The following is a 25,215-nucleotide window of genomic DNA, read 5'->3' on the forward strand; positions in this document are numbered from 1 at the left end:
AAAAAACCCGCCGATGGCGGGTTTTTTTAGGGTTGCAGATTAACTTATTCGTTAACCGGCTGCGGCTTTGTGGCAGGCGCGGTGGCCTGGCTCACTGCCGAGTGACCACCGGCTGAACCTTTGCCTTCAAAGTTGAAGGAAGGGCGCTGCCAGTTGCTGTGCTTGCGTTCTTCCGGCACGTAGGCTGGCGCAGGCGCTTTAGTCATCGGCGCAGTGGCGATGTGTTTGTACAGCGCGTCCTGCACGGCTTTCACCGGCGCCGGCTGCTGCGCAACTGCAGGTGCAGGTTCTGCGGCGATTGGCGCTGGGGCTTTTTCGACCGGAGCAGCTTCCACGGAGGTTGCCGCAGGTGCGGCTTCTACCACTGGCGTTTCTTCCGCTGGCGTGGCTTCTACCACTGGCGTTTCTTCCGCTGGCGTGGCTTCTACCACCGGTACAACTTCGACCACAGGCTCGTCTTCCGTTGGCGCAGGTTCAACCACTGGCTCTACAGCTACGGTTTCAGCTACCGGCTCGGCTTCCACTGCAGGGGCAGTCTCTTCCACTTTCGGCTGTTCAACTGCAACAGCTGCTGGGGCGGTTTCCACCGGCGCCGGGATTTCCTCGGCCGGAGTGGCTACAACCGGTGCTACGACTGCAGCTTCTTCCGTTACGGTAACGCTAGCAGTTTCAACGGCGGCTTCGGGTGCCGGTCCGTTGACGCTGGCCGCGGTCTGAGTGTCTTCCACGGTAACGCTGTGCTGTTCAACCGCTGCGGTGACAACCGGCGCCTGCTCTACGGCTTCGGTTTGCACTTCGGCTTCTTCAACCTGAGCGACCGGGTAGCTTACCCATACTTTGCCTGATGCCATTTCCGGCGAAGCGAACGCGCCCGCCAACGGCATTGGGGATTGCAGCGGGTAACGCTCATCGCGGTAACGACGGCGACGCTGGCCGCTGACGCGCAGGTGACGCGGTGAACGACGGGAACGACGCGGCATGCCTTCGCCGTTGCCGCGGCTTTCGCCCTGGGCATCGTCTTCCTGCTGTGCGGCAACGGTTTCCGGCAACAGCTTGACGCTATCGTCGGCGGTCGGCTGCGCGTCTTCGGCTTTCGCTACCGGCGCTTTCGGCGCCAACAGCTCTTCCGCTGCACGCTGCAGCTCTTCTTCCGCAGACAGGATACGCACTTTCTGCGACAGAGGGCGGCGCTGACGGCGCTGCATGTTCTGCTGCTGGCGCTCTTCCTGCTCTTCGTCGGTACTCTCGACTGCGTCAACGCTTTCCAGCGCTTTCACTTCCTGCTGAGCCTGACGTTTCTCTTCCTGACGACGACGCTGGCGTTCAGCACGCTGCTCACGGCGTTGCTGCTGATCTTCGCGCGGCGCTTTAGCACCTTCTTCCGAAGCGGTTTCCTCCGCTACCGGCGTGTTCTGCTGCTGGTTGCGGCGGTTACGGCGCTGTTCATCGCGGGATTCACGCGATTCACGGCCTTCACGGTTCTCACGCGGTTCACGGTTATCGCGCTCGCGATTGTCACGGCCTTCACCGCGCTCTTTACGCTCGCCGCGTTCCGGGCGATCGCCACGGTCGCTACGCTCACCGCGCTCTTTACGGCCGGTGCCTTGACGGCGCTGACCGCGACGATCCTGACGACGGTTCTCACCGTTGCCTTCCGCCTTCGGCGTTTCGGCCGGTTTGGCTTCTTCGACGGCAGGTTGTTCTTCACCGGCGAACAAGTTCTTCAGACCACCGAACAGGCGGCCCAGGAAGCCCGGTTTAGCGGCGGCCGGCGCTGCGGCTTTAGTCTTGGCGGCTGCAGCGACAGGTTTGGCAACGGCGACGGGTTCTTCAGCCGGCGGCGGCACATCGGCGGACAGGGAGAAGGAAGCCAGGGCCGGTTGCTCCGGACGCTTGCGTTCCATCGGCGCATCTTCCAGCGGACGCTCCATGTCTTCTTCGTGCAGTTTCGGCAGCAGGTAGCTGAGGGTAGAGGTTTCCTCGCCCTTGCGCACGCGCAGCACCGAGTAGTGCGGGGTTTGCATTTCATCGTTCGGCACGATGACGGCTTTCACGCCACCCTGACGTTTTTCGATCGCGCTGACGGATTCGCGCTTTTCGTTCAGCAGGTACGAAGCGACCTGAACCGGCACGATAGCGTGAACTTCTTTGGTGTTTTCCTTCAGCGCTTCTTCTTCGATCAGGCGCAGGATGGACAGCGCCAGCGATTCGTTGTCTCGGATGGTACCGGTGCCGTTACAGCGTGGGCACACGTGGTGGCTGGACTCACCCAGCGACGGGCTGAGGCGCTGGCGTGACATTTCCAGCAGGCCGAAGCGGGAGATGCGGCCGATTTGGATGCGCGCGCGGTCTTGACGCACGGCGTCGCGCAAGCGGTTTTCCACTTCGCGCTGGTGGCGTACCGGCGTCATGTCGATGAAGTCGATGACGATCAGGCCGCCGAGGTCGCGCAGGCGCAGCTGGCGAGCGATCTCGTCCGCCGCTTCCAGGTTGGTGTTGAACGCCGTCTCTTCGATGTCGCCGCCGCGGGTTGCGCGTGCGGAGTTGATGTCGATGGCGGTCAGCGCTTCGGTGCTGTCGATGACGATCGAGCCGCCGGACGGCAGGCGCACTTCGCGCTGGAAGGCGGATTCGATCTGCGATTCGATCTGATAGTGGCTGAACAGAGGAATTTCACCGCTGTACAGTTTGATTTTGCTGCTGAAATCCGGGCGGCCCAGCGCAGCGATGTGCTCTTTGGCCAGATCGAGAATTTTCGGGTTGTCGATCAGGATTTCGCCGATGTCCGGGCGCAGATAATCGCGGAAGGCACGCACGATAACGTTGCTTTCCTGGTGGATCAGGAACGGTGCAGGGCGGCCTTCGGCGGCTTTTTTAATCGCTTCCCAGTGCTTCAGACGGAAGGAGAGATCCCACTGCAGCGCGTCGGCGGATTTGCCTACGCCCGCGGTGCGAACGATCAGGCCCATGCCGTCTGGCAGTTGCAGCGAAGAGAGTGCTTCTTTCAGCTCGGTACGATCGTCACCCTCGATGCGGCGAGAAATACCGCCGGCGCGCGGGTTGTTCGGCATCAGCACCAGATAGCTGCCCGCCAGGCTGATGAAGGTGGTCAAGGCGGCGCCTTTGTTGCCACGTTCTTCTTTGTCTACCTGAACGATGACTTCCTGGCCTTCGCGCAGCACATCTTTGATGTTCGGGCGGCCATGGGAAGAGTAATTGCTAGGGAAGTATTCGCGGGCGATTTCTTTAAGAGGGAGGAAACCATGTCGTTCTGCGCCGTAGTCCACGAACGCTGCTTCAAGACTTGGTTCAATGCGGGTGATTTTGCCTTTGTAAATATTCGCTTTTTTCTGCTCATGACCCGGACTTTCGATATCCAAATCATACAGCCGCTGTCCATCTACGAGGGCAACACGCAACTCTTCCTGCTGAGTTGCGTTAATCAACATTCTTTTCATCTTAACTTACTCGTTATTTTTACATTATCGACAAAGCTGCGGGCAAAATAACCTCATGGCCGGAGTTAAACCGAAAGCCCCGTGTCTTCTCGCAAAGCCGTCAACCTCACGGTTGTCGCCTGCATAGGGGCGCATTATCTCGGTAAGCCTGCTTTTCTTTGTGAAAGACAGCACTTTTACTAGGGGAATAGCCTCTGATTTACGTCGACAGATCTGATTCCATTTGCCGGCCAAGCTGCAACCCGCAGCCCGCTAATTGTTTGATTTCGCATTACGTCTTACGCCATTGCTGCGTTTTTGCGCAATCAGACAAATTTTATAATTCCACCGTTTTCCCTGTTTAACGAGAATCAACGCGGAAAGTGACTGCATTATTCCACTGCTGATGCCGTTATAGCAAGGTGACTTTTCCTTAACTGCGGAAGAAATCGCAAACGTTCAAATCGGCTTGCTGCCTTATTGTCCGCTGGGGTTTCGCCCGCCGTCAGAGAGACAGTTAAGCACAGAAAAAGATGTGGCGCTATTCACGCGCTCTATTTAGAATCCCGCACCATGAAAACGAACAATCCAGCAGTACAATTCATCACGATTTCCGACGACGAAGCCGGTCAGAGAATCGACAACTTTCTGCTCGCTCGCCTGAAAGGCGTGCCGAAGAGCATGATTTATCGCATCGTGCGTAAAGGCGAGGTGCGGGTTAATAAAGGGCGCATCAAGGTCGAATACAAATTGGCGGCCGGCGACGTGGTGCGCGTACCACCGGTGCGCGTAGCCGAGCGCGAAGAGGCGCCGGTGTCGGCGAAGCTGGATAAAGTGGCCGCATTGGCAGACTGCATCCTGTATGAAGACGATCATCTGTTGATCCTTAACAAACCTTCCGGCACCGCGGTGCACGGTGGCAGCGGCCTGAGCTTCGGCGTGATTGAAGGGCTGCGCGCGCTGCGCCCGGAAGCCCGCTTCCTGGAGCTGGTGCATCGTCTGGATCGCGACACCTCCGGCGTGTTGTTGGTCGCCAAAAAACGTTCCGCGCTGCGTTCGCTGCATGAGCAACTGCGCCTGAAAGGCATGCAGAAAGATTATCTGGCGCTGGTGCGCGGCCAATGGCAGTCCCACTGCAAGGCCGTACAGGCGCCGCTGTTGAAAAATATTCTGCAAAGCGGCGAACGTATCGTGCGTGTCAACAGCGAAGGCAAGCCCTCGGAAACCCGCTTCAAGGTGGAAGAGCGTTACGAATTTGCCACCTTGGTGAAGGCCAGCCCGATCACCGGGCGAACTCACCAGATCCGCGTGCACACGCTGCATGCCGGGCACCCGATCGCCTTTGACGATCGCTATGGCGACCGCGAGTTCGATCGCCAACTGGCGGGTACCGGCCTGAAGCGACTGTTCCTGCACGCCGCGGCGCTGCGCTTCGAGCATCCGTCCACCGGCGAAACGATGCGCATCGAAGCGCCGATGGATGAAGAACTGCGTCACTGCCTGCAAGTGCTGCGCCGGCAGGCCGCCAAATAATCCGCGTCAGACCAGCGGGTTGATGCCTTCAGCCCGCAACATCTCCAACAGCGCGATCAACGGCAGGCCGATCAGGGCGTTCGGATCCCGGCCTTCCAGCCTGTCGAACAACGCGATCCCCAATCCCTCGCTCTTGAAACTGCCCGCGCAGTTCAGCGGTTGCTCTAGACGCACATAGGCGGCGATCTCCGCCTCGCTCAGCGCGCGAAAATGCACGTGGAAAGGCTCGCACAGGGCCTGCAGCTGCTTGCTGCGGCTGTTGTACAGCGCCAGGCCGGTATAGAAGGTCACGGCCTGGCCGCTGGCCTGGCGCAGCTGCGCCCGGGCGTTCACCTCGGTATGGGGCTTGCCGGTGATGCTGCCATCGATCACGCAGACCTGATCGGAACCGATGATCAGATGCTCGGGGTAGGCGAGGGCCAGCGCCTGAGCCTTCGCTGTCGCCAGGCGCAGCACCAACGCTTCGGCGCTTTCACCCGGCAGTGGGGTTTCATCCACCTGCGGCGCGGCGCAGTCGAACGGCAGTTGCAGCTTCTCCAGCAGCATTTTTCGATAGGGGGAGGTGGAGGCTAAAAGCAATCTCTGCATAATTTTTTTCGCAAACCGTAGCGTAAATGGGTACGGCATTTTAAACTGTCGGCCGCTGTGGAAGCGAATATTGGTGAAAGGAGCCGTTTTACGGCCTTTTTCTTTGACTCTATGTCGTTACAAAGTTAATATGCGCGCCCTATGCAAAAGGTAAAATTACCCTTGACCATTGATGCGGTACGTACCGCTCAGAAACGCCTGGACTATGCTGGTGTCTATGCGCCTGAGCAGGTTACTCGTGTTGCCGACTCCGTGGTCAGTGTGGACAGTGATGTTGAGGTGTCGTTGTCGTTTAATATCGACAATCAGCGCCTCGCGGTGATAACAGGGCATGCGGACGTCACGGTAACGTTGATGTGCCAACGCTGTGGAGTCCCGTTCGAACATCAGGTTCACACAACATATTGTTTTAGCCCGGTCGTCAATGATGAGCAGGCTGAGGCATTACCGGAAGCGTACGAACCGATCGAAGTTGACGAGTTTGGCGAAGTCGATCTGTTGGCAATGATTGAAGACGAAATTATTCTTTCACTGCCTGTCGTTCCGGTACATGAATCTGAACACTGTGAAGTGTCCGAAGCGGACATGGTATTTGGCCAACTGCCTCCCGAGGCGGAGAAACCGAATCCGTTTGCCGTATTAGCCAGTTTAAAGCGTAAGTAATTGAGGAGTAAGGTCCATGGCCGTACAACAGAATAAACCAACCCGTTCCAAGCGTGGCATGCGTCGTTCGCACGATGCTCTGACCACGACTACTCTGTCTGTAGACAAAGTATCCGGTGAAACTCACCGTCGTCACCACATCACTGCCGACGGTTTCTACCGCGGTCGCAAGGTTATCGGCTAAGTAGCGATACCTTGACTCGTCTAACCCTGGCGTTAGATGCAATGGGCGGGGACTTCGGTCCCTGCGTCACAGTGCCTGCTTCGTTGCAGGCACTGGCCTCTAATTTACAGCTTCATCTCCTGCTGGTCGGCAATCCCGACGTCATCTCCCCTTTGCTTGCCCACGCCGATCCGGTTCTTCTGGAGCGTCTGCAAGTCGTGCCCGCCGAGTCTGTGATCGCCGGCGACGCCAAACCTTCACAAGCGATACGCGCCAGCCGCGGCACGTCGATGCGCATTGCGCTCGAACAGCTCAGCAGCGGCAATGCGCAGGGCTGCGTCAGCGCCGGCAATACCGGTGCGCTGATGGGGTTGGCGAAGCTGTTGGTCAAGCCGCTGGACGGCATTGAGCGCCCGGCGCTGATGACGGCGATCCCGAATCAGCAACGCAGTAAAACCGTGGTGCTGGATCTGGGCGCCAACGTCGAGTGCGACAGCACCATGCTGGTGCAGTTTGCCGTGATGGGCGCGGTGATGGCGGAAGAGGTGATCGGCATTGCGCAACCGCGGGTGGCGCTGCTGAATATTGGCGAAGAAGAGACCAAAGGCCTGGATAATATCCGCGAAGCGGCCGCTGTGCTAAAAAATACTCCGGCAATCAACTATATTGGTTACCTGGAAGGAAACGAACTGCTCACCGGCAAGACCGACGTGTTGGTCTGCGATGGCTTCGTGGGCAACGTCACCCTGAAAACCATGGAAGGGGTGGTTAGGGTATTCTTATCGCTGCTGAAATCGTCCGGCGACGGAAACAAGCAAGCGTGGTGGCTGAAATTGTTGGGCCGTTGGTTGCAAAAACGGGTGGTTAAGCGGTTCGGCCACCTGAACCCCGACCAGTATAATGGCGCATGTCTGTTAGGATTGCGCAGCACCGTAGTCAAGAGCCACGGCGCTGCGAACCCTCACGCGTTTGCAGTCGCAATCGAACAGGCTGTGCAGGCGGTGCAGCGGCAAGTCCCGGAAAGGATTGCTGCGCGCCTTGAGGCTGTATTACCTAAGAGTGACTGATCGTACATGTATACAAAGATTCTCGGTACGGGGAGTTATTTGCCCGTACAAGTGCGCACCAATGCTGATTTGGAAAAAATGGTGGATACCTCTGACGAATGGATCGTCACGCGTACCGGTATCCGCGAACGTCGCATCGCCGCTGCGGATGAAACCGTCGCGACGATGAGCTTCCAGGCCGCTGAGAAAGCGCTGGAAATGGCAGGTGTGGCTAAAGAAGACATTGGGCTTATCGTCGTGGCGACCACCACCACGACTCACGCATTCCCGAGCGCGGCGTGCCTGGTGCAGCAAATGCTGGGCATCAAAGACTGCGCGGCGTTCGATCTGGCTGCGGCCTGCGCCGGCTTTACTTATGCGCTCAGCGTGGCCGATCAGTACGTGAAAAACGGCGCGGTCAAACATGCGCTGGTTATCGGCGCGGACGTCTTGTCGCGCACGCTGGATCCTGAAGATCGCGGCACCATCATTCTGTTTGGCGATGGTGCGGGTGCGGTGGTGCTGGGGGCGTCTGAAGCGCCGGGCATTCTGTCTACCCATCTGCATGCCGACGGCAGCTACGGCAACCTGCTGACGCTGCCGTACAAGGATCGTCAGAATCAAGACAAGCCGGCCTATGTCACCATGGCGGGCAACGAAGTCTTCAAGGTTGCGGTTACCGAACTGGCGCGCATCGTCGACGAGACGCTGCAGGCCAACAACATGGACCGCAGCGAGCTGGATTGGCTGGTGCCGCACCAGGCCAACCTGCGCATCATCAGCGCAACGGCGAAAAAGCTGGGCATGGGGATGGACAAAGTGGTGGTGACGCTCGATCGTCACGGCAACACGTCTGCCGCCTCGGTGCCTTCCGCACTGGACGAAGCGGTGCGTGACGGGCGAATTCAGCGTGGCCAACTGGTGCTGCTGGAAGCCTTTGGCGGCGGCTTTACCTGGGGCTCGGCGCTGGTTCGTTTCTGATTTGGACAGGAAGAAAAAATGACGCAATTTGCTTTTGTTTTCCCGGGCCAGGGGTCGCAGACCGTTGGCATGCTGGCCGAGTTGGCCGCACAGTTCCCGATCGTCGAAGAAACCTTTGGCGAGGCTTCTTCCGCCCTGGGTTACGACCTATGGCAGCTGGTGCAGCAAGGCCCGGTGGAAGAACTGAACAAAACCTGGCAGACCCAACCGGCTCTGCTGGCTGCCTCGGTGGCGATTTTCCGCGTTTGGCAGCAGCAGGGCGGTAAAGCGCCTGCGCTGATGGCGGGTCACAGCCTGGGCGAATACTCGGCGCTGGTCTGCGCCGGCGTGCTGGACTTCAAGGCGGCGATCCGTCTGGTCGAGCTGCGCGGCAAGCTGATGCAGGAAGCAGTGCCGGAAGGTACCGGCGCGATGTACGCCATCATCGGTCTGGATAACGACGCGATTGCCAAGGCGTGCGAAGAGTCTGCGCAGGGGCAGGTGGTTTCTCCGGTCAACTTCAACTCGCCGGGCCAGGTGGTCATCGCCGGCAACAAAGAAGCGGTTGAACGCGCAGGCGCCGCCTGTAAAGCTGCCGGCGCCAAACGTGCGCTGCCGCTGCCGGTGAGCGTGCCTTCGCACTGTGCGCTGATGAAGCCGGCCGCCGACAAGCTGGCCGTGGCGCTGCAGGACATCACCTTCAACGCGCCGCAGGTGCCGGTGGTGAACAACGTCGACGTGCGCACCGAAAACGATCCGGAAGCGATCCGCAGCGCGCTGGTGCGTCAGCTGTACAGCCCGGTGCGTTGGACCGAAAGCGTAGAGTTTATCGCAGCACAGGGAGTGACGTCGCTGCTGGAAGTGGGGCCGGGCAAAGTGCTGACCGGTCTGACTAAACGTATTGTTGACACCCTGACGGCTGCGGCGGTGAACGACACCGCCAGCCTGTCGGCGGCGCTTGAACAATAAAGAGGAAAATGATGAGCTTCGAAGGTAAAATCGTTCTGGTCACCGGCGCAAGCCGCGGTATTGGCCGAGCTATTGCAGAAACGTTTGTGGCACGCGGCGCCAAAGTGATCGGTACCGCGACCAGCGAGAGCGGCGCTGAAGCGATCAGCAGCTACCTGGGCGCAAACGGCAAAGGGTTTATGTTGAACGTTGTTGATGCGCAATCTATCGACAGCGTGCTGGCATCGATTCGCGCCGAATTTGGCGAAATCGACATTTTAGTGAATAATGCCGGCATTACGCGTGATAACCTGCTGATGCGTATGAAGGATGACGAGTGGGAGGATATCCTCGACACCAACCTGACTTCCGTATTCCGCCTGTCAAAAGCGGTAATGCGCGCTATGATGAAAAAGCGGTTTGGCCGTATCATCACCATCGGTTCCGTCGTCGGCACCATGGGGAACGCAGGGCAGGCGAACTACGCGGCGGCTAAAGCCGGCCTGATTGGTTTTAGCAAATCTTTGGCACGTGAAGTTGCTTCACGTGGCATTACGGTCAACGTCGTGGCACCTGGCTTTATTGAGACGGACATGACACGGGCGTTGACAGATGATCAACGCGCAGGCATTTTGTCATCAGTTCCAGCCAACCGGCTGGGCGATGCTAAAGAAATCGCCAGCGCTGTTGCATTTTTGGCCTCTGATGAGGCCGGCTACATCACCGGTGAAACGTTACATGTCAATGGCGGCATGTACATGATTTAAAAAATGTGAAAACCATTTGCGTTATTTGAGGCAAAAACCGCAAAATAGCGTAAAATCGTGGTTTGACCAGCCGGGATTTAGTTGCATCTTTTTCAGCATTTTATACACTACGAAAACCATCGCGAAAGCGAGTTTTGATAGGAAATTTAAGAGTATGAGCACTATCGAAGAACGCGTTAAGAAAATCATTGTTGAGCAACTGGGTGTTAAACAGGAAGAAGTTTTGAACAACGCTTCTTTCGTTGAAGATCTGGGCGCTGATTCTCTTGACACCGTTGAGCTGGTAATGGCACTGGAAGAAGAATTCGACACCGAGATTCCAGACGAAGAAGCTGAGAAGATCACTACTGTTCAGGCAGCTATTGATTTCATCAACGCCAGCCAGCAGTAAGAGAACATATCTAGGCGGTCGTTCGACCGCCTAAGTTTTTTCTATCCCTAGTGTCATATTTTTCCCTCCCTGGAGGACAAACGTGTCTAAGCGTCGAGTAGTTGTGACCGGACTGGGCATGTTGTCTCCTGTCGGCAATACGGTAGAGTCCACGTGGAACGCTCTTCTTGCCGGTCAGAGTGGCATCAGCCTGATCGACCATTTCGATACCACTGCCTATGCGACCAAGTTTGCTGGCCTGGTAAAGAATTTTAATTCTGAGGATTTCATCTCCCGCAAAGATGCGCGCAAGATGGATGCCTTTATCCAGTACGGTATCGCTGCCGGCATGCAAGCCATGCAGGATGCAGGTCTGGACATCACCGAGGCTAACGCCAGCCGTATTGGAGCCGCGATCGGTTCCGGCATCGGCGGCCTGGGTTTGATCGAAGAAAACCACAGTTCACTGGTTAACGGTGGCCCACGGAAAATCAGTCCGTTCTTCGTGCCCTCCACCATCGTGAATATGATTGCAGGCCACCTGACAATCATGTACGGCATGCGTGGCCCAAGCATTTCCATCGCCACCGCCTGTACTTCAGGTGTGCACAACATCGGCCATGCAGCGCGTATCATTGCTTACAATGATGCTGACGTGATGCTGGCCGGTGGGGCAGAGAAAGCCAGCACCCCATTGGGCGTCGGCGGCTTTGGCGCAGCGCGCGCCCTGTCCACCCGTAATGACAACCCGCAGGCGGCGAGCCGTCCGTGGGATAAAGACCGCGACGGCTTCGTGCTGGGCGATGGCGCCGGCATGATGGTGCTGGAAGAGTACGAACACGCGAAAAAACGCGGCGCGAAAATCTATGCCGAAGTGGTTGGCTTTGGGATGAGCAGCGACGCTTATCACATGACGTCACCACCGGAAAACGGCGCAGGCGCTGCGCTGGCGATGGAAAATGCCTTGCTTGATGCCGGTGTGACCCCGTCACAAATCGGTTACATCAACGCACACGGCACGTCTACGCCGGCGGGCGACCAGGCGGAAGCGCAGGCGGTGAAATCCGTCTTCGGCGCTGATGCCCAGCGCGTGCTGGTGAGCTCGACCAAATCGATGACCGGCCACCTGTTGGGTGCGGCGGGCGCGATCGAGTCTATCTTCACCGTGCTGGCGCTGCGCGATCAGGCGGTACCGCCAACCATCAACCTGGATAACCCGGATGAAGGTTGCGATCTGGACTTCGTGCCTCACGAAGCGCGCCAGGTCAGCGATATGGAGTTCACCCTGTGCAACTCCTTCGGCTTCGGCGGCACCAATGGCTCGCTGATCTTCCGCCGAGTGTAACTCGCGCGGTTGTTCGCTGATGAAAAGCCCGGTTTTTTAACCGGGCTTTTTTACGCCTGGCGTCCGGCCGTCAGCAGGGCTGCGTATTGCCTCGTCGCCTGCTATTCTGCGAGCGTAATGAAATCACCCGGCAACAGGAGGAAGCATGTACTGGATTAACGGACAACGCCACGATGCGCTGGCGCCGAGCGATCGTGGCCTGCAGTTCGGCGATGGCTGCTTTACTACCGCCCGGGTTGTCGATGGCAAAATCGAGCTGCTGCCCTGGCACCTGGAGCGGCTGCAGCAAACGGCACAGAGGCTGATGCTGCCCACTACCGATTGGGCCGCTTTCGAGCGCGAGATGGCTCAGGCGGCCGAATCAATTCCGCTCGGCGTGGTCAAAGCGATACTGACGCGCGGCAGCGGCGGGCGGGGCTACAGCCCGACGGGGTGCGAAAATCCAACGCGCATCGTCGCCCGCAGCAGCTACCCTGCGCACTATTTGCAGTGGCGCGAGCAGGGCATCACGCTTGCGCTCAGCCCGGTGGCGCTGGCGCGCAATCCGCTGCTGGCGGGGTTGAAGCATTTGAACCGCCTGGAGCAGGTGCTGATCCGCGCGCATCTTGACCAGACGGCCGCCGACGAGGCACTGGTGCTTGACACTGCCGGTATGCTGGTGGAATGCTGTGCGGCTAATTTGTTCTGGCGTAAGGGAAAAGCGGTGTTTACCCCGGACCTGAGCCAGGCGGGCGTCGCGGGCCTGATGCGGCGGCGGGTGATCGCGCTGCTGGCGGGCTCGGAATACCGTCTGCACTGCGTCAGCGAACCGCTGGAGACGCTGGCCGATGCCGACGAAGTCCTGGTGAGCAACGCGCTGATGCCGCTGCTGCCGGTAAACGTTGCTCAATCATGGCGTTATCATTCGCGCCAGCTGTATGATTTTTTGCGTCCACACTGTTAACCATGGCTGATTGATGAAGAAAAGAAAGCTGAAGGTCCTGTCTGTTATTGTTGTTCTGGTATTGGCGCTGCTGTTTTGGGGCTACCAGAAGATCGAACGCTTTGCCGATACGCCGCTGGCTATCCAGCAAGAAACCATCTTCAAACTGCCTGCCGGCACCGGCCGGGTGGCGCTGGAAGGGTTACTGGTGCGCGATAAACTGGTGCGCAGCGGCCGCTGGTTCCAGTGGCTGCTGAAACTGGAGCCGGAGCTGGCGGAGTTTAAAGCCGGTACCTACCGGTTCACGCCGGGCATGACGGTGCGCCAGATGCTGAAACTGTTGGCCAGCGGCAAAGAGGCGCAGTTCACCGCACGCTTTATCGAAGGCTCACGCCTGCGTGACTGGCAGCAGGTATTGCAGCAGTCCAAATACCTGAAACACACTCTGGCGGGCAAGAGCGAAGCGGAGATCGCCGCAGCGCTCGGTATTCCTGCGGGAGAAACACCGGAAGGGCATTTGTACCCGGATACCTATCAGTATACCGCCGGCATGAGCGATATCGCGCTGCTCAAACGCGCACATGTTCGTATGAACAAAGCGCTGCAGGCCGCCTGGGACGGCCGCGACACCAGCCTGCCGTATAAAACGCCGGAAGAGCTGCTGACTATGGCCTCGATCGTCGAGAAAGAGACCGCGGTGCCGGAAGAGCGTAGCAAGGTGGCGTCGGTGTTCGTCAACCGTTTGCGCATCGGCATGCGCCTGCAGACCGATCCGACGGTGATCTACGGCATGGGCGAAAGCTATAATGGCAACATCACGCGCAAGGATCTGGAGACGCCGACGCCTTACAACACCTATGTGATCGCCGGCCTGCCGCCAACGCCGATCGCCATGCCGGGCGAGGCCTCGCTCCAAGCGGCCGCCAATCCGGCCAAAACGCCATATCTTTATTTTGTTGCCGACGGCAAGGGTGGGCATACCTTCACCACCAATCTGGAGAGCCATAACCAGGCGGTGCGCGTGTACCGTCAGGCGTTAAAGGAAAAGAATGAAAAGTAAATTCGTTGTAATCGAAGGGCTGGAAGGCGCGGGCAAAACCACAGCGCGTGACACGGTAGTCAATGTGCTGCGCGAACATGGCATCAACGACATCGTTTTCACCCGCGAACCGGGCGGCACACCGCTGGCGGAGAAGCTGCGCGAACTGTTCAAACGCGGCATCGACGGCGAATTGCCGACCATCAAGGCCGAAGTCTTGATGCTGTACGCTGCGCGCGTGCAGCTGGTGGAAACCGTGATCAAACCCGCCCTCGCGCGTGGTGCCTGGGTGGTGGGCGACCGCCACGATCTCTCTTCACAGGCTTACCAGGGCGGCGGCCGCGGTGTGGACCCACAGCTGATGAGCTCGCTGCGCGACACCGTACTGGGGGATTTCCGCCCGGATTTGACGGTTTATCTCGATCTGCCTCCGCTGGTCGGCTTGCAACGCGCACAGGCGCGCGGCCAGCTGGATCGCATCGAACAGGAGGCGCTGCCGTTCTTCGAACGCACCCGCGCTCGCTATCTTGAGCTGGCGGCGCAGGATGAAACGATCGTTACCGTTGACGCCGCCCAGCCGCTGGAACAGGTGACCGCGGCGATCCGCGACTGCGTCGGCCACTGGCTGCGGCAGCAGGAAGGCGCATAATGAACTGGTACCCGTGGCTGAATGGCCCTTATCGCCAGCTGATTGGGCAGTACGCCGACGGTCGCGGCCACCATGCGCTGCTGCTGCATGCGGCGGCGGGCAATGGTGACGATGCGCTGGCCTACGGCCTGAGCCGTTGGTTGATCTGCCAACAGCGCAACGGCGAAAAAAGCTGCGGCGAGTGCCACAGCTGCCGGCTGATGCTGGCGGGGAATCACCCGGATTATCACGTGCTGGCGCCGGAAAAGGGCAAGAGCAACCTGGGTATCGAACCGATCCGCCAGGTGATTGAAACGCTGTACGCCCACGCGCAGCAGGGCGGCGCCAAGGTGATTTGGCTGCCGCAGGCGGAACAGTTGACCGAGGCGGCGGCCAACGCACTGCTTAAAACGCTGGAAGAGCCGCCGGAGAAAACCTATTTTCTGCTGGGTTGCCGTGAGCCGTCGCGGCTGATGGCGACGCTGCGCAGCCGCTGTCTTTATTGGCATTTGGCCAGCCCGGATGAGCAGCTCAGCCTGCAGTGGCTGGGCCGGCAGGCGGCCGGTTCTCAGACAGACCGCCTCACGGCGCTGCGCCTGCACGACGGCGCGCCGCTGGCCGCCGAACAGCTGTTACAGCCGCAGCAGTGGCAACAGCGCAGCGCCCTGTGCACCGCGTTGAGCGCCGCGCTGCCGCAGCGCGATATGCTGTCGCTGTTGCCGGTGCTGAACCATGAAGATGTCGCCGAGCGCCTGCACTGGTTGTGCGCGCTGTTGGTGGACGCGATGAAGTGGCAGCAGGGCGCGCATCACTATGTATTGAATCAGGATCAGCAACCACTGGTGCATCAGCTGGCCAGCGTGCTGAGCAGCGCCTCGCTGCAGCAGATCGTGCAGCAGTGGCTGACCTGCCGCCATCAGCTGCTCAGCGTGGTGGGTGTCAATCGCGAGCTGCTGCTGACCGAACAGTTACTTCGCTGGGAACAGATGCTTGGCGCCGCCGGCTATTCCCACCCTCATTCGCTGTAAAGTAAAAGAGTTAAAAATTATGTTGTTAGTCGATTCTCATTGCCACCTTGACAGTCTGGATTATCAAACGCTGCATCAGAATGTGGACGATGCGCTGGCCAAAGCCAAAGCGCGCGACGTCGGCTATGTGCTGGCGGTCGCCACCACGCTGCCGGGCTACCGTTCCATGACCGAGCTGATCGGCGAGCGCAACGATGTGGCTTTCTCCTGCGGGGTGCATCCGCTCAATCTGGAAGAGGGGTATGATTACGCCGAGCTGCGTCGCCTGGCGGCGGCGGAGCAGGTGGTAGCGCTGGGAGAGACCGGGCTCGATTACTTCTACCAGAAAGACAATCTTGAGCTGCAGCAGGACTCTTTCCGCGAACATATCCGCATTGGCCGGGATCTGAACAAGCCGGTGATCGTCCATACCCGCGATGCGCGCGCGGACACGCTGGCGATCCTGCGTGAAGAGAACGCACAAGACTGCGGCGGCGTGCTGCACTGCTTCACTGAAGATTTGACCACGGCCGAAGCCTTGCTGGATCTGGGCTTCTACATCTCCTTCTCCGGCATCGTCACCTTCCGCAACGCCGAACAGCTGCGTGAAGTGGCGCGCTACGTGCCGCTGGATCGCATTCTGGTGGAAACCGACTCGCCTTATCTGGCGCCGGTGCCGCATCGCGGTAAAGAAAACCAACCCGCCTATGTGCGCGATGTGGCTGAATACATGGCGGTATTGAAGGGCGTCAACCTGGAACAGCTGGCCGAAGCCACCACCGCCAACTTTTCACGCTTATTTCACCTCGATCTGTGATCTTTGACCTAGGCTATAGCTGTAGGTCATTGTCTGCGTAATTTTTTTTAAGCTCGTAATTAATCACTGAAACGGGTAAGGTTCCCTCCCGTTTCAGGGTGATTGATGCGTGTTTTTTGGCCTGTTTTGCCAAAAAATAGCCGATTTATGCAAAGTTACCGCGGCTCGATCATCGAAACGTGATTGTCATCAAACATTGCGCAGGCTATTTATTTTACTCTGCGTAATAAATTCAAGGGGTGCTCAGACACCCTGAATTGCAGGGGTTTTTCTCCCCCTTGCAGCGCGAATCATCGCGACAAGAAGTAGCAAAGCATTATTACTCAGGAGCACACTCAACTATGTTCAAGAACGCATTTGCAAACCTGCAAAAAGTAGGTAAATCGCTCATGCTGCCGGTGTCCGTGTTGCCTATCGCAGGTATCCTGCTGGGCGTCGGCTCCGCCAACTTTAGCTGGCTACCTGCGGTAGTCTCCCACGTGATGGCGGAGGCGGGCGGTTCGGTCTTCGCCAACATGCCGCTGATTTTCGCCATCGGCGTCGCTCTGGGCTTCACCAACAACGACGGCGTTTCCGCGCTGGCGGCGGTGGTGGCCTACGGCATCATGGTGAAAACCATGGCGGTGGTTGCGCCGCTGGTGCTGCACCTGCCGGCTGAAGAGATTGCGGCCAAACACCTGGCGGATACCGGTGTGCTCGGGGGGATTATCTCCGGCGCCATCGCGGCCTATATGTTCAACCGCTTCTTCCGCATTCAACTGCCGGAATACCTGGGCTTCTTTGCCGGTAAGCGTTTCGTGCCGATCATTTCCGGTCTGGCGGCGATCGTTCTGGGCGTAGTGCTGTCCTTCATCTGGCCGCCGATCGGTACGGCTATCCAGACCTTCTCGCAGTGGGCGGCTTATCAGAACCCGGTCGTGGCCTTCGGCATTTACGGCGTGGTTGAGCGTGCTCTGGTGCCGTTCGGTCTGCACCACATCTGGAACGTACCGTTCCAAATGCAAATTGGTGAATTCACCAACGCGGCGGGCCAGGTATTCCACGGCGACATCCCTCGCTACATGGCGGGCGACCCAACCGCGGGCAAACTGTCCGGCGGCTTCCTGTTCAAAATGTACGGTCTGCCTGCTGCGGCGATTGCCATCTGGCACTCGGCCAAGCCGGAAAACCGCGCGAAAGTCGGCGGCATCATGATCTCCGCCGCGCTGACCTCGTTCCTGACCGGTATCACCGAGCCGATCGAGTTCTCCTTCATGTTCGTCGCGCCGATCCTGTATGTGATCCACGCTATCCTGGCCGGCCTGGCGTTCCCAATCTGCATCCTGTTGGGCATGCGTGACGGCACCAGCTTCTCGCACGGCCTGATCGACTTTATCGTACTGAGCGGCAACAGCAGCAAAATCTGGCTGTTCCCAATCGTCGGCATCGTCTACGGTCTGGTGTACTACACCATCTTCCGCGTGCTGATTGCCAAGCTGGATCTGAAAACCCCGGGCCGTGAAGACACCGCTGCCGAGCAGACTGCGCAGGGCGGTTCCGAAATGTCCGCGGCGCTGGTTCAGGCCTTCGGCGGTAAAGAAAACATCACTAACTTGGATGCTTGCATCACTCGTCTGCGCGTCAGCGTGGCCGACGTGTCCAAAGTTGACCAGGCGGGCCTGAAGAAACTGGGCGCAGCCGGCGTAGTCGTCGCTGGCTCCGGCGTGCAGGCCATCTTCGGCACCAAGTCCGACAACCTGAAAACCGATATGGACGAATACATCCGTAATCACTGATTCAGGCAGGGGAGTTATCAAGGGAGGCGAAAGCCTCCCTTTTTTATTGCCTGTCGTCAGGCGCTAAGGCGCTGTTCGAGTTCGGCGAGAGAAGGAAGGAACCAGACCTGTTCGCCGCGGTTGGCTTCGCGCACAAAGTCTTGCAGCGCGTTGCTTTGCGCTAACCAAGGGGTGATATCGCCCAGCAGCGCAACGCGCAGGCGGTAGTTGATGAATTTCTGCAATACGGCGCCGGCAATGCCGCTTCTGAGCTGGAAGAAGGTGGCGTCGAGGCGGTTGACGGGGAGGGCAATCATCCCGGCCTCGTGTTCAAAAGCGGGCGCGATAAACAGGCTGACGTCGTTTTCGTCTTTCAACGGCGGCCCGGCTTCGGCGAAAACCACCAGGCGCAGGCCATGAACGTGCTGCACGGCGTAGCTCATCGGCGCCCCGGGAGTCAGGGTTTGACGTGTTGCTGCAAATAATGCTCGAACACCGCCAGCGTTTCGTCCGAGATATGGTGTTCAATCCCTTCGCTGTCCAGCTCGGCAGTTTCGCTCGGCACCCCGAGGCACATCAGCAGATCGACCACGATGCGGTGACGGCGGCGCACCTTCTGCGCCAGCAGCTCGCCTTCCTCGGTTAAAAACACCCCGCGATAAGGGCGCGATTCCACCAGCCCGGCGCTTTTCAACCGCGCGATATTTTTGATCGCCGTCGGGTGAGAGACGCCGAAGCGGCGCGCGATATCGGTGGTTCTGGCTTCACGGGTGCTTTGCAGCAAATCGGCGATCAGCTCAACGTAATCTTCGATCAGCGCATTGGACTGCGCTTCGCGGGCGCGGCTAAAACGCAGGGCGTGCTCGGCCTCGTCCGGCATGTCGGTCTGGGCGGGGCGGTCGGCGTTATCTGGCGCGCGGGTAACCATAGCGTGGGGCGTCCTGTAAGCATAAAAATGGCATCTCCCGGCAATGTGGGGAGGGTTGCCCTAAGTTAGTCCAAATAGCACACATTATCAATTCGATGCCACGCATTGTGGTAGTTAGAAATATCTCTACACAAAGCCCATTAATTTCGCCTGTTGCATAAAGTGTAGCCGATGCTACATTGTCAGCATGATCGGTGGAAAAATAACCAGCAAAAGATTAAGGGTACTTCATGCGAGACGCGGCAACTCCCTCATCGTTAACCGAACGGACCAACATTGCGATTGGTGCCGCCCTTGCCGGGCGCAAGCGCGGCGCTTTTACGCCGCTGCTGTTCGCCGGCCCGGCGGTGATTGCCTCTATTGCCTATATGGACCCCGGTAACTTCGCCACCAACATCCAGGCCGGGGCGAAATACGGCTACAGCCTGCTGTGGGTGGTGGTGATGGCCAACCTGATCGCCATGCTGTTCCAGGCGCTGTCGGCCAAGCTGGGTATCGTCACCAACCGCAATCTGGCGGAGATGTGCCGCGATCAGTTTTCACGGCCGGTAGTGATCGGCATGTGGCTGCTTAGCGAAGTGGCGGCGATGGCCACCGATCTGGCGGAGTTTCTCGGCGGCGCGATTGCGCTGGCGCTGTTGTTCCACATGCCGCTGCTGGCGGGGATGGGGGTGACGGCGGTGATCACCTATGCGCTGTTGATGGTGGAAAAGAAAGGTTTTCGCCCGGTTGAGCTGATGATCGGCGGCCTGGTAGGCATCATCGCGCTGTGCTACCTGGTGGAGATGTTCATTGTGCCGGTGGACTGGCAGGCGGCCGGGATCGGCATGGTGACGCCGCAACTGCCGGATGCCCAGGCGCTGACCATCGCCGTCGGCATTATCGGCGCCACCGTGATGCCGCACGCCATTTTCCTGCACTCGGGGCTGACCCAGCACCGCAGCCCGGCCAGTGATAACGGCGAGCGGCGCAAGCTGCTGCGTTTCTCCAATATTGAGGTGGTGATCGCGCTGGCGCTGGCCGGGCTGGTGAATATCGCGATGGTCATCATGGCCTCGAGCGCCTTCCACGCCGGTAACAGCGACGTGGCCGAAATTGGCACTGCCTACCATACGCTGACGCCACTGTTCGGTGCGGCGGCCGCCGGTATCTTCCTCGCTTCGCTGATCGCCTCCGGCATTTCCAGCTCGGTGGTGGGCACCATGGCCGGGCAAATGATCATGCAGGGCTTCGTTGGCTTCCGCATTCCGGTGTGGGTGCGCCGCCTGGTCACCATGGTGCCGGCGTTTATCGTGGTGGCGATGGGCGTCAACGCCACCGACGCGCTGGTCTACAGCCAGGTGGTGCTGAGCCTGGCGCTGCCGGCGCCGATGATCGCGCTGGTGATGTTCACCCGTCGCCGCGACATCATGGGCGAGTTCGCCAACGGCCGCTGGACCAGCCTGGCGGCGGTCGTCGGCACGGTAGTGATCGTGTTGCTCAACGTGGTGCTGCTGTTGCAGACCTTCGGCGTCGAGATCCCTGGGCTGGGGTGAGCCGCGCAATCAGGGCCTGGCGAATTTGTTGGCGAACAGTTCGCTGATGAAGTCGACGAAAACCCGAATTTTATGGCTGCGATCCCGCAGGCGCGGATAGAGAATATTGATCGGTGCCCCTGTGGGCGCCCACTCCTGCAGTATCGGTTCCAGTTCGCCTGCCTTCAGATAGTTTTCCAGAGTGCAGTCCAGCAAGTAAACCAGGCCGAGGTGGTTCCTGGCCACCTCGCACAGCGATTGTGAATGGTTGAAACTCAGCAGCGGGCTGGGCGCCAGACGGTAGTGCTCGTCACCACGAATGAACTGCCAGTCGTCCGCCGCCGCCGCGCCTGAACGGATAAATCCCAGCCGCTGATGCTGTTGCAGCTGTTCCGGGTGTTCCGGCCGGCCATGGCGCGCAAAATAATCGGGAGACGCACAGCACAAATAGCGTGGTTGCAGCAATTGACGGCTGACCATCTCGGGTATGTGGCCGGCGCCGATGCGAATAAATACGTCGGCGCGATCTTCCGCCGGATTGACCAGGCGATCGCTAACCGACACGCTGAGCTGCAATTCCGGATATTGCGCCAAAAAAGCCGGGAGCGCCGGAGCGATATGCATGCTGCTGAGCATCGTGGCTATCTCGACCCGCAGCGGTCCTCGCGGTTGTTCAAAATCACCCGACATGTCGTTTTTCAGCCGGTCAAACTGCTGCAGGATGTCTTGTGCGGTGCGATAGCAACGCTCCCCGGCGCTGGTCAGCGAGAAGCGCCGGGTTGAACGCTTGAACAGGGGTTGCCCGAACTGTTTTTCAAGCTGATTGATGCTGTATGTGACGCTGGCCGGGGAGAGCCCCATTTTGGTTGCCGCCTGGCTGAACCCCTCCATTTCCACCACCTGGCAGAATACGCGCAGCGCGTGCAGTTCATTCATGTTAACGGCTTCCATTATTTAAATTATTAAAAGAGTATTTTTAAATATGCCGGCTGTCAATTTGACGCAGCATTGGATAATTTATTTTCAGCGTTTTTATTTATCTGAAATCGCATCCTGTATTGCCATAATGAAATAATGCCGAAGAGGATATTTATATGAAAAAATTAACTGCCGTATTGTTATTGGCGGGCGCGGGCTTGTGCGGCCAAACTTATGCCGCAAGCAGCGAGGCCGCATCGCAAAGTTACAGGGTTTCCGCAGAGGCGGGCGTCGCGGCCGAACAGAAGGCGGTGTATGAGCTGATAAACCGCTACCAGACAGCGCTTAACGCCGGCGATACGCAAACGATTTTGTCACTTTTTGCGCCAGAAAGTTACTCACAATGGAACGAAAAACCGACGGCGGACAGCAATGAAAAGCGCCGCCAACAATATGATGACTTATTTAAAAACGAGAAATTTGAAACAGAGTTTGCTTATGACAGCGTCAACGTGAACGGGAATATGGCCTATGTGCGCACGCACCATCATCGCGGCGCAACGGTTACCCGAATAAGCGACGGTGCTACCCTGATCGATTTAAACCGTGAAGTATTTGTATTGGAGAAACAGCAGGGCCAATGGAAGATCGTGGTCTACACCTTTAATACCAACCCGATTCAAGGGGTGAGTTGAGTGACACTGACAAAGGCCGCGCAAGCGGCCTTATTGTGTCGCGCGACGGCTAAAGATTCCCCACGCCGCCGTCCATCTGCAGCTCCGCGCCGACCATAAACGCCGACTCATCCGCCGCCAGAAACACCGCCGCTTTGGCCAGCTCCAGTGCGCTGCCCATGCGGCCGATCGGCACTAGCGCGCGGATATCGTCGCGCAATGCCCGTTCATCCGCTTCCGCCAGCCCCAATTTTCCCAGCGCCGGGGTTTCGGTCGGGCCGGGGCTGAGGCCGTTGACGCGAATGCCGCGCGCGTGCAGCTCGCCGGAGAGCGTTCTGGCCAGAGATAACAAACCGGCTTTGCTGGCGGCGTAGGCGCTGCTTTGCGGTAGACCGATATGGGCGCTGACCGAACCGCACAGGATCACCGAGGAAGGGGTGGCCAGCAGCGGTAGCAGCGCCTGGATCAGAAAGAACGGCCCCTTCAGGTTGATGTCCATCAGCCGCTGGTAGCTCTGCTCATCCCACTCCTGCAGCGGGCGGTGCGTGACGTCGCCGGCGTTAACGTACAGCACGTCCAGCCGCGGCCACCGTTGCTCCAACTGCTGCGCCAGCGCACGTTGCTGTGGGATGTCGCCGGCGTCGCTCAGCAGCAACAGCGCGTTGCCCGCCAATGCCTGGCCCGCCGCGTCCAGGGCACGTTGGCTGCGGCCGGTGATCGCCACCGTTGCGCCCTCGGCGATGAATTGGCGGGCGGTTTCCAGCCCGATGCCGCTGGTGCCGCCGGTGATCAATGCGTATTTGCCTTGCAGTCGTGACATAACCGATTCCTCTTTAACGTCTGTTACGGCATTATTTGCGCTATAGTTCCTTTTGCATAGTAGGCACCTTTTGGATACTAAAGGACGAGGTGGGATGAAATGACGGCGCGCGCGCCCTTAGCGGCGAAAAATAATTTGTCGGCGTTGCCGACGGCGGGCGAATCCTGCCCGATGGTGGACTTTGTCAATCTGGTGTCGGGCAAATGGGCGATACCCATCCTGTATCGGCTGATTATGATCGATGGCCCGGTGCGATTCAGCGAGCTGCAGCGGGCGGTGGCGCCCATTGCGCAAAAAGAGCTGACGCGCCAGCTGCGGCTGTTCGAGCAGCGCGGTCTTGTGACGCGGCAGGTGTATCCCGAAGTGCCGCCGCGGGTGGAGTACCAGGTCACCACGCTCGGCAAATCGCTGCGGCCGACGCTGGACTCGCTGGCCGAGTGGATGCGCCGACATGCCCCGCAGCTGATCGGTAGCTAGTCGCCGATGCCCGGCGGGTTGATGGTTGAGCGCTCGACCTTTTCGTCGCCTTCGCCCCAGCGTTCCAGCACCTGCGCATATTCGCCGCTGACGATCGCGCCATTGATCGCGGCGTTGACGGCGTTCACCAACCCGTTGCCTTTTTTGGTGGTGACCGCGACGTAGGCCACGTTGGGGCCGATGCCGACCATTTTGGTTTTGCCGGTCAGCGCCGCCTTGTAGGCGCCGGTGGAGTGGGGGCCGAAGAACGCATCGGCGCGCCCGGACTGAATGCTGAGGTTGGTGGCGGCGTCGTCGGTCACGTAGATCGGCTGTACCGGCGGCAGCCCGGCGGCGCGATTCTGCTTATCCCATCCCAGCAGAATGTTTTCCTGATTGGTGCCGGATCCGACGATGATCCGCAGCCCGGCCACGTCCTGCGGGCGGTTGATCGAGGTGATGTGGCTGGTGGATTTGACGTAAAAGCCCAGCGTGTCCACCCGGTAAGTGGCGAAGTCGAATTTGGTTTTACGCTGTTTGGTGACGGCGATGTTGAAGATCGCCGCATCGTATTTGCCCGCGCTGATGCCCAAGGGCCAATCTTCCCAGGAGGTGGGCACCAGATTCAGCTCCAGCCCGAGGCTGTCGGCCACCAGGCGGGCGATGTCCGGATCGCTGCCGATCAGCGTTTTATTGTCTTCGGCGAACAGCGCCAGCGGCGGGGAGTTCTCGAATGCTACCGCCACCGTCAGCTTGCCGGGCACCGCGAAGTGAAAGTTCGCCGGGATCAGCGCGATAGCCGCCGGGTTTTTCTCCGTGCGTATCGGCTCTCGGTTAGCCTGCAGGTCGATACCGCCCGTCGTGGCCGCCTGCACGGCAGCGCTCAGCAACAGCGCGCACAGCGCCGCAATCTTCAGTGGCATAGTGCCCTCTATCCTTTGTTAATCATGGGGTTACTATTGGCGGCGGCGCGGGGCAAGTAAAGCAACAATAGTGAATAACCAAAGTGAAAAGATGCACAAGCGGGGCGACGGCCTGCGCGAATCTGCAGCACTCGACGTGGAAAGTGCGCAATCAGGTTGAAAGCAGTAGAATTTGTCACTCATACTGCGTACAGCTAATTGTGTAAAACAAGGAACGCCAGATGGCCGAAGAAACGATTTTCAGTAAAATTATCCGCCGCGAAATCCCTGCTGATGTGGTTTACCAGGATGAACTGGTCACCGCTTTCCGTGACATCTCCCCCCAGGCGCCTACCCATGTGCTGATCGTTCCCAACGTGCTGATCCCAACCGTCAACGACGTGACCGTCGAGCACGAAGCTGCGCTGGGCCGCATGATCACCGCCGCGGCGAAGATCGCCGAACAGGAAGGCATCGCCGAGGACGGCTACCGCCTGATCGTCAACTGTAACCGCCACGCCGGTCAGGAGGTCTATCATATTCATATGCACCTGGTCGGTGGCCGCTCGCTGGGGCCGCTGCTGTCACGTTAAGCGAGGAAATCATGCGCGGTAAAAAAACTCTGCGTTGTCTGATGGCGTTGGCGCTGCCCGCCGCGTTGCTGATGGGGTGCAGTTCGCCATCCGGCATCGCGGTTAACCGGGGGCAAACGGTGGTGATGGATCCTTCGGTGCTGACCGCCGGCATTTTTGCCGATACGCCCTCTGTCTCGAACGCTTCCGGCCGGGTGATGGCGACTTCGGTGCTCAATAACAGCCAACCGACGCCGGTCACCGTGCATTATCGTTTCTATTGGTACGACGCGCAGGGGCTGGATATTCGCCCCTTCGAGAAACCGCGTGAGCTCGTCGTGGCGCCTAACTCGGACGCCAAAATCTACTCGATTAACGGTAATCTGGAAGCTAAAAGCGCGCGTCTGTATCTGTACCTGTAAGCGCTTGCCAGGTTTGGAGAAA

At 58.9% G+C, this 25,215-nt stretch carries 27 protein-coding genes; 20 read left to right on the forward strand and 7 right to left on the reverse strand.

Going from position 1 to position 25,215, the window contains the following annotated elements; genetic code table 11:
- Positions 1-44: 44 nt before the first annotated feature.
- Entirely contained in the window at positions 45-3,458 is a 3,414-nt protein-coding gene (rne, locus tag ACSJLU_RS09345) for a ribonuclease E (protein WP_380825436.1), read from the reverse strand.
- 552 nt (positions 3,459-4,010) lie between these two features.
- Here rne and rluC point away from each other — a divergent pair.
- Positions 4,011-4,970 carry a 23S rRNA pseudouridine(955/2504/2580) synthase RluC gene (gene rluC / locus ACSJLU_RS09350; RefSeq protein ID WP_025302408.1) on the forward strand — a complete coding sequence of 320 codons (960 nt, stop codon included), beginning with the start codon at positions 4,011-4,013 and terminating at the stop codon, positions 4,968-4,970.
- A gap of 6 nt (positions 4,971-4,976) precedes the next feature.
- On the opposite strand, the gene ACSJLU_RS09355 is transcribed toward rluC, so the two are convergent.
- On the reverse strand, positions 4,977-5,558 hold the full coding sequence (locus tag ACSJLU_RS09355; RefSeq protein WP_062826731.1) for a Maf family protein: 582 nt from the start codon (positions 5,556-5,558) through the stop codon (positions 4,977-4,979).
- Between the two features lie 141 nt (positions 5,559-5,699).
- Here ACSJLU_RS09355 and yceD point away from each other — a divergent pair, with 141 nt between their 5' ends.
- The 14 genes from yceD to ptsG all read left to right on the forward strand — a co-directional run bounded on the left by yceD (position 5,700) and on the right by ptsG (position 18,008).
- Positions 5,700-6,221 (forward strand): 23S rRNA accumulation protein YceD, encoded by a 522-nt coding sequence (gene yceD, locus ACSJLU_RS09360; protein WP_004927780.1) that lies wholly within the window; start codon positions 5,700-5,702, stop codon positions 6,219-6,221.
- Positions 6,222-6,237: 16 nt separating this feature from the next.
- Positions 6,238-6,405, forward strand: a complete 168-nt coding sequence (rpmF, locus tag ACSJLU_RS09365) for a 50S ribosomal protein L32 (protein WP_004927778.1) — start codon at positions 6,238-6,240, stop codon at positions 6,403-6,405.
- A gap of 11 nt (positions 6,406-6,416) precedes the next feature.
- Entirely contained in the window at positions 6,417-7,451 is a 1,035-nt protein-coding gene (gene plsX / locus ACSJLU_RS09370) for a phosphate acyltransferase PlsX (RefSeq protein ID WP_025302410.1), read from the forward strand.
- A gap of 6 nt (positions 7,452-7,457) precedes the next feature.
- Positions 7,458-8,411 carry a beta-ketoacyl-ACP synthase III gene (locus ACSJLU_RS09375; protein ID WP_025302411.1) on the forward strand — a complete coding sequence of 318 codons (954 nt, stop codon included), beginning with the start codon at positions 7,458-7,460 and terminating at the stop codon, positions 8,409-8,411.
- An 18-nt stretch (positions 8,412-8,429) separates the two neighbouring features.
- Complete coding sequence (gene fabD / locus ACSJLU_RS09380; protein ID WP_049208450.1) at positions 8,430-9,359, forward strand: ACP S-malonyltransferase; 930 nt, start codon at positions 8,430-8,432, stop codon at positions 9,357-9,359.
- An 11-nt stretch (positions 9,360-9,370) separates the two neighbouring features.
- Complete coding sequence (gene fabG, locus ACSJLU_RS09385; protein WP_016928193.1) at positions 9,371-10,105, forward strand: 3-oxoacyl-ACP reductase FabG; 735 nt, start codon at positions 9,371-9,373, stop codon at positions 10,103-10,105.
- Positions 10,106-10,259: 154 nt separating this feature from the next.
- Positions 10,260-10,496: an acyl carrier protein gene (gene acpP, locus ACSJLU_RS09390; protein WP_004719003.1), complete on the forward strand. Its 237-nt coding sequence runs from the start codon at positions 10,260-10,262 to the stop codon at positions 10,494-10,496.
- 82 nt (positions 10,497-10,578) lie between these two features.
- The gene (fabF, locus tag ACSJLU_RS09395) at positions 10,579-11,820 is read left to right on the forward strand and encodes a beta-ketoacyl-ACP synthase II (RefSeq protein ID WP_025302412.1); all 1,242 of its coding nucleotides are present in this window, start codon (positions 10,579-10,581) and stop codon (positions 11,818-11,820) included.
- A gap of 145 nt (positions 11,821-11,965) precedes the next feature.
- Entirely contained in the window at positions 11,966-12,763 is a 798-nt protein-coding gene (gene pabC / locus ACSJLU_RS09400; RefSeq protein ID WP_049208453.1) for an aminodeoxychorismate lyase, read from the forward strand.
- A 13-nt stretch (positions 12,764-12,776) separates the two neighbouring features.
- Positions 12,777-13,802 carry an endolytic transglycosylase MltG gene (gene mltG / locus ACSJLU_RS09405; RefSeq protein WP_060447394.1) on the forward strand — a complete coding sequence of 342 codons (1,026 nt, stop codon included), beginning with the start codon at positions 12,777-12,779 and terminating at the stop codon, positions 13,800-13,802.
- The gene (gene tmk / locus ACSJLU_RS09410; protein WP_025302415.1) at positions 13,792-14,430 is read left to right on the forward strand and encodes a dTMP kinase; all 639 of its coding nucleotides are present in this window, start codon (positions 13,792-13,794) and stop codon (positions 14,428-14,430) included. Before mltG ends, tmk begins: the two co-directional genes overlap by 11 nt.
- Positions 14,430-15,437, forward strand: coding sequence for a DNA polymerase III subunit delta' (holB, locus tag ACSJLU_RS09415; RefSeq protein ID WP_025302416.1), 1,008 nt, complete (start codon positions 14,430-14,432; stop codon positions 15,435-15,437). The genes tmk and holB overlap by 1 nt, the downstream gene beginning before the upstream one ends.
- A gap of 19 nt (positions 15,438-15,456) precedes the next feature.
- Positions 15,457-16,233 carry a metal-dependent hydrolase gene (locus ACSJLU_RS09420; RefSeq protein ID WP_025302417.1) on the forward strand — a complete coding sequence of 259 codons (777 nt, stop codon included), beginning with the start codon at positions 15,457-15,459 and terminating at the stop codon, positions 16,231-16,233.
- A 341-nt stretch (positions 16,234-16,574) separates the two neighbouring features.
- On the forward strand, positions 16,575-18,008 hold the full coding sequence (gene ptsG, locus ACSJLU_RS09425; RefSeq protein ID WP_016928184.1) for a PTS glucose transporter subunit IIBC: 1,434 nt from the start codon (positions 16,575-16,577) through the stop codon (positions 18,006-18,008).
- 56 nt (positions 18,009-18,064) lie between these two features.
- On the opposite strand, the gene ACSJLU_RS09430 is transcribed toward ptsG, so the two are convergent.
- Complete coding sequence (locus ACSJLU_RS09430) at positions 18,065-18,430, reverse strand: DUF4180 domain-containing protein (protein ID WP_089195760.1); 366 nt, start codon at positions 18,428-18,430, stop codon at positions 18,065-18,067.
- 14 nt (positions 18,431-18,444) lie between these two features.
- Entirely contained in the window at positions 18,445-18,915 is a 471-nt protein-coding gene (gene mntR, locus ACSJLU_RS09435; protein WP_060447392.1) for a manganese-binding transcriptional regulator MntR, read from the reverse strand.
- Between the two features lie 230 nt (positions 18,916-19,145).
- On the opposite strand from mntR, the gene ACSJLU_RS09440 reads away from it, so the two are divergent.
- Positions 19,146-20,450, forward strand: a complete 1,305-nt coding sequence (locus ACSJLU_RS09440) for an Nramp family divalent metal transporter (protein ID WP_060447390.1) — start codon at positions 19,146-19,148, stop codon at positions 20,448-20,450.
- A gap of 9 nt (positions 20,451-20,459) precedes the next feature.
- Here the strand turns inward: ACSJLU_RS09440 and ACSJLU_RS09445 are convergent, their stop codons facing one another.
- Positions 20,460-21,365 carry a LysR family transcriptional regulator gene (locus ACSJLU_RS09445; protein ID WP_148123330.1) on the reverse strand — a complete coding sequence of 302 codons (906 nt, stop codon included), beginning with the start codon at positions 21,363-21,365 and terminating at the stop codon, positions 20,460-20,462.
- Positions 21,366-21,523: 158 nt separating this feature from the next.
- Between ACSJLU_RS09445 and ACSJLU_RS09450 the strand changes: the two genes are divergently transcribed.
- Positions 21,524-22,042 (forward strand): YybH family protein, encoded by a 519-nt coding sequence (locus ACSJLU_RS09450; protein ID WP_060447386.1) that lies wholly within the window; start codon positions 21,524-21,526, stop codon positions 22,040-22,042.
- Between the two features lie 49 nt (positions 22,043-22,091).
- On the opposite strand, the gene ACSJLU_RS09455 is transcribed toward ACSJLU_RS09450, so the two are convergent.
- Positions 22,092-22,841: an SDR family oxidoreductase gene (locus ACSJLU_RS09455; RefSeq protein WP_043141680.1), complete on the reverse strand. Its 750-nt coding sequence runs from the start codon at positions 22,839-22,841 to the stop codon at positions 22,092-22,094.
- Between the two features lie 99 nt (positions 22,842-22,940).
- Between ACSJLU_RS09455 and ACSJLU_RS09460 the strand changes: the two genes are divergently transcribed.
- A complete protein-coding gene (locus tag ACSJLU_RS09460; RefSeq protein WP_072271517.1) occupies positions 22,941-23,318 on the forward strand; it encodes a winged helix-turn-helix transcriptional regulator in 378 nt (125 codons plus the stop codon).
- Here ACSJLU_RS09460 and ACSJLU_RS09465 read toward each other — a convergent pair.
- On the reverse strand, positions 23,315-24,220 hold the full coding sequence (locus ACSJLU_RS09465) for a transporter substrate-binding domain-containing protein (RefSeq protein ID WP_025302427.1): 906 nt from the start codon (positions 24,218-24,220) through the stop codon (positions 23,315-23,317). The genes ACSJLU_RS09460 and ACSJLU_RS09465 overlap by 4 nt on opposite strands.
- Positions 24,221-24,441: 221 nt before the next feature.
- On the opposite strand from ACSJLU_RS09465, the gene hinT reads away from it, so the two are divergent.
- Both hinT and ACSJLU_RS09475 read left to right on the forward strand, forming a co-directional pair.
- Entirely contained in the window at positions 24,442-24,792 is a 351-nt protein-coding gene (gene hinT / locus ACSJLU_RS09470; protein ID WP_004928776.1) for a purine nucleoside phosphoramidase, read from the forward strand.
- An 11-nt stretch (positions 24,793-24,803) separates the two neighbouring features.
- Positions 24,804-25,193, forward strand: a complete 390-nt coding sequence (locus ACSJLU_RS09475; protein WP_369435694.1) for a YcfL family protein — start codon at positions 24,804-24,806, stop codon at positions 25,191-25,193.
- Positions 25,194-25,215 lie beyond the last annotated feature (22 nt).

This window comes from Serratia bockelmannii (assembly GCF_051803255.1).
Classification (GTDB): Bacteria; Pseudomonadota; Gammaproteobacteria; order Enterobacterales; family Enterobacteriaceae; genus Serratia; species Serratia bockelmannii.

Excerpts from the sequence above, each read along its gene's own strand:
- rne (WP_380825436.1), bottom strand. The coding sequence starts at position 3,458 with ATGAAAAGAATGTTGATTAACGCAACTCAGCAGGAAGAGTTGCGTGTT.
- rluC (WP_025302408.1), top strand. The coding sequence starts at position 4,011 with ATGAAAACGAACAATCCAGCAGTACAATTCATCACGATTTCCGACGAC.
- ACSJLU_RS09355 (WP_062826731.1), bottom strand. The coding sequence starts at position 5,558 with ATGCAGAGATTGCTTTTAGCCTCCACCTCCCCCTATCGAAAAATGCTG.
- yceD (WP_004927780.1), top strand. The coding sequence starts at position 5,700 with ATGCAAAAGGTAAAATTACCCTTGACCATTGATGCGGTACGTACCGCT.
- rpmF (WP_004927778.1), top strand. The coding sequence starts at position 6,238 with ATGGCCGTACAACAGAATAAACCAACCCGTTCCAAGCGTGGCATGCGT.
- ACSJLU_RS09375 (WP_025302411.1), top strand. The coding sequence starts at position 7,458 with ATGTATACAAAGATTCTCGGTACGGGGAGTTATTTGCCCGTACAAGTG.
- fabD (WP_049208450.1), top strand. The coding sequence starts at position 8,430 with ATGACGCAATTTGCTTTTGTTTTCCCGGGCCAGGGGTCGCAGACCGTT.
- fabG (WP_016928193.1), top strand. The coding sequence starts at position 9,371 with ATGAGCTTCGAAGGTAAAATCGTTCTGGTCACCGGCGCAAGCCGCGGT.
- acpP (WP_004719003.1), top strand. The coding sequence starts at position 10,260 with ATGAGCACTATCGAAGAACGCGTTAAGAAAATCATTGTTGAGCAACTG.
- pabC (WP_049208453.1), top strand. The coding sequence starts at position 11,966 with ATGTACTGGATTAACGGACAACGCCACGATGCGCTGGCGCCGAGCGAT.
- mltG (WP_060447394.1), top strand. The coding sequence starts at position 12,777 with ATGAAGAAAAGAAAGCTGAAGGTCCTGTCTGTTATTGTTGTTCTGGTA.
- tmk (WP_025302415.1), top strand. The coding sequence starts at position 13,792 with ATGAAAAGTAAATTCGTTGTAATCGAAGGGCTGGAAGGCGCGGGCAAA.
- holB (WP_025302416.1), top strand. The coding sequence starts at position 14,430 with ATGAACTGGTACCCGTGGCTGAATGGCCCTTATCGCCAGCTGATTGGG.
- ACSJLU_RS09420 (WP_025302417.1), top strand. The coding sequence starts at position 15,457 with ATGTTGTTAGTCGATTCTCATTGCCACCTTGACAGTCTGGATTATCAA.
- ptsG (WP_016928184.1), top strand. The coding sequence starts at position 16,575 with ATGTTCAAGAACGCATTTGCAAACCTGCAAAAAGTAGGTAAATCGCTC.
- ACSJLU_RS09430 (WP_089195760.1), bottom strand. The coding sequence starts at position 18,430 with ATGAGCTACGCCGTGCAGCACGTTCATGGCCTGCGCCTGGTGGTTTTC.
- mntR (WP_060447392.1), bottom strand. The coding sequence starts at position 18,915 with ATGGTTACCCGCGCGCCAGATAACGCCGACCGCCCCGCCCAGACCGAC.
- ACSJLU_RS09440 (WP_060447390.1), top strand. The coding sequence starts at position 19,146 with ATGCGAGACGCGGCAACTCCCTCATCGTTAACCGAACGGACCAACATT.
- ACSJLU_RS09445 (WP_148123330.1), bottom strand. The coding sequence starts at position 21,365 with ATGAATGAACTGCACGCGCTGCGCGTATTCTGCCAGGTGGTGGAAATG.
- ACSJLU_RS09450 (WP_060447386.1), top strand. The coding sequence starts at position 21,524 with ATGAAAAAATTAACTGCCGTATTGTTATTGGCGGGCGCGGGCTTGTGC.
- ACSJLU_RS09455 (WP_043141680.1), bottom strand. The coding sequence starts at position 22,841 with ATGTCACGACTGCAAGGCAAATACGCATTGATCACCGGCGGCACCAGC.
- ACSJLU_RS09460 (WP_072271517.1), top strand. The coding sequence starts at position 22,941 with ATGACGGCGCGCGCGCCCTTAGCGGCGAAAAATAATTTGTCGGCGTTG.
- ACSJLU_RS09465 (WP_025302427.1), bottom strand. The coding sequence starts at position 24,220 with ATGCCACTGAAGATTGCGGCGCTGTGCGCGCTGTTGCTGAGCGCTGCC.
- hinT (WP_004928776.1), top strand. The coding sequence starts at position 24,442 with ATGGCCGAAGAAACGATTTTCAGTAAAATTATCCGCCGCGAAATCCCT.
- ACSJLU_RS09475 (WP_369435694.1), top strand. The coding sequence starts at position 24,804 with ATGCGCGGTAAAAAAACTCTGCGTTGTCTGATGGCGTTGGCGCTGCCC.